The following is a 2,372-nucleotide window of genomic DNA, read 5'->3' as shown; positions in this document are numbered from 1 at the left end:
CCAGGCGCGGCGGAGACTGAAGTACTGCACCTCGGCGACGATGCGCGTGGCCCCGGCACTGACCTCGACCCTGCCGCTGATGCTCGTCTGCCCGTCCCGGGTCTCGATCTCCAGCGGGACCTTGGTCTTTTCGGTTAGGGGAATACCCTGAACCGCCGCGTCGAATCGATCCTGGGCGTCATGGTTTTGATCTTTGGTTTTCCCGGTAACATGCTCGAACTTGGCGATTGGATTCGATTTCTCGTTGGGAATGTGCTCATCGATCCTCACCCGGACCACCCCGTGGAGCGCCTCGGGGACCGTCAGCGTGAAGGTCAGTTCGGGGGTTCGGACCGCCTCCTCGGTCCACGCGATCGTCCCGGCGACACCGCTCTGGTAGGCGTCGGCGAGCATGAGCGTGCCCCCGACGCTCCCCTGCAGGTCGGTGACCGTCATGTCGAAGACGATGCCGCGCAGCACCATCGCCAGCGCCTCCTGCTCCTCCTCGGCACTGTGGAAGGGCTCGTAGCGGTAGTCCTCCTGCTGGACGCCGTAGAGGCTGCGGCGCAGCCAGATGCGGATGTTCAGCGGCACGAGCTGGCGTAGCAGGCTCACGGTCACGAGGGTGATCAGCGTGAACACGGCGGGGACGAGCACCGCCGAGGAGCAGGCCAGCGCGATCAGGCCACCGGCGAGCCCGATGCCACCGAGGAAGGCATGGCCGTAGACCTGGCGGGCCACGGCGCCGCGCCGTGACAGCGCGGCGGCCTCGGCGAACTCACGGAAGCCGTCGATGATGGCGATGACCGTGGTGGCCACGCCAAGGTGCTTCGCCGCCCGGGTCAGGGCCGTCTTCGGGGGCCCGGAGAGCAGCCGCCCCGTGGTGGCGGGGCCGGCGGCGGCGATGCCGCGGCGCGCCTGCTGGAGCTCGGCGGCGCCGTTGACGACGAACTCGGCGGTGCCGGCGACGGCGCCGATGAGCTGCCAGCAGTTCTCGAGGCTGTCGGGCTCGTCGTGGACGGCCCGGGCGGCCTGGAAGAGGCCGGCGACGCTGAACACCGCGTCGAGGAAGCGGAAGGGGTTGTCGGTGCTGCGCAGCCGCTTGCTGATGCGCCGCTGCTGCTCGAAGACGGCGTCGTCGTCGAGGCGCAGCACGGGGGGCGGGCCGCCGTCGGTGAAGCGCCGCTCGTCGTCGAGATAGGGCAGCAGCGCGGCGCGCTCGTCGTGGGGGATGAGCCAGGGGACGCGCACGCGGTTCTCGTCGGTGATGGCGACGCCGGCGACGTTGCCGCCCACGCGCCGGCCGTCCCCGGTGGCCTCGGCATGATGATACGTCTGCGGGTCACCGGCGTCGGCGAGGTCATAGGTGATGGCGTTCACCATGCCGTGATAGGCGCCGACGCTGATGTCGAGCTCGCCGAGGAAGCTGGCCCGGGTGTGGAACGCCGCCTCCGGGTCCAGGCCCAGGGCGGTGATCTGCAGCAGCCGGGCGAAGCGCATCGTCACGGGCATGTCGATCGCCGGCGGCCCGCCGCCACGCACCGGTGCGCTGGCCTGGTGGCCGAGCACGGCGGTGAGTGCGCTCACCGCGATACCGTTGAGCCGCTCGATGCTGCGGCGGAAGGCGGCGAGCTCGGGCAGCGCCCAGCCCTGCGCGTGGACGGCGTGCAGCGCCTTGAGCTGCTGGTACCAGCTCTTGAGCGTCTCGAGCTCGAGGGTGGCATCGCCGGCCTCCTCGAGGGCGGCGCTGTCGGCGACGAAACGCCCGGTGCTGGCGCGGTGGTTGTGGAAGTAGGCGCGCAGCAGCAGCCCGTCGGCCTGCCCGAGGCCGTCGAGGAGCTGCTCCCAGGCCCAGCGGCTGTTGGCGGAGAGTATGCCGCCCTGGAGCACGTCGGCGAGGATCTCGGTGACGCGCAGGCCGCTGTGGACGTCGTCCGGCTCGTAGCGGGCCAGCGCCTCGCCGAGGCCGTGGACCAGCCACTGGGCGTAGTCGGCGTCCAGCCGCGGGGTGTCGGTCTCGACGGCGGCCTGGTAGTCGGCGAGCTCGGCGACGACGTCGCCGGGCCGCTCGTCGTCGTAGTACTCGGAGAATTCCTGGATGGTCTCGGCGAGGGTGCGCTCGAGGGAGTGCAGCTTTCGGTGCCGCTCGGATTTGAGCCGCAGGTACTCCGGGGTCACCTCGCAGCGCGGATAACCGTTCACCCACAGGTCGCGCTTTCTGCGCTGCAGCTCGCGGATGGTGCGCCTTTCCGCCTCGTCGGCGGCCTCGGCGAGTTCCCTGGCGAACTGCCGCTCCGCCGCCCGGCGCTCGGCCTCCAGGCGCTCGTAGACCGCCGACATCCGCGCCTGGTAGGTCTCGTCCACCTCGCTCATGCGGTTATCGGCGGCGGCGT

Annotated in this window: 1 protein-coding gene; it reads right to left on the bottom strand. The window is 70.7% G+C overall.

The features are described from left to right. The coding region (locus G7A99_RS18200; protein WP_163142835.1) for a hypothetical protein at positions 1–2,352 on the bottom strand (2,352 nt) is incomplete at its 3' end. Positions 2,353–2,372 lie beyond the last annotated feature (20 nt).

The organism is Arhodomonas sp. KWT, from assembly GCF_010993615.1.
The sequence above is the reverse complement of the archived record's forward strand: the minus strand, read 5'-3'. Positions and strand labels throughout refer to the sequence as shown.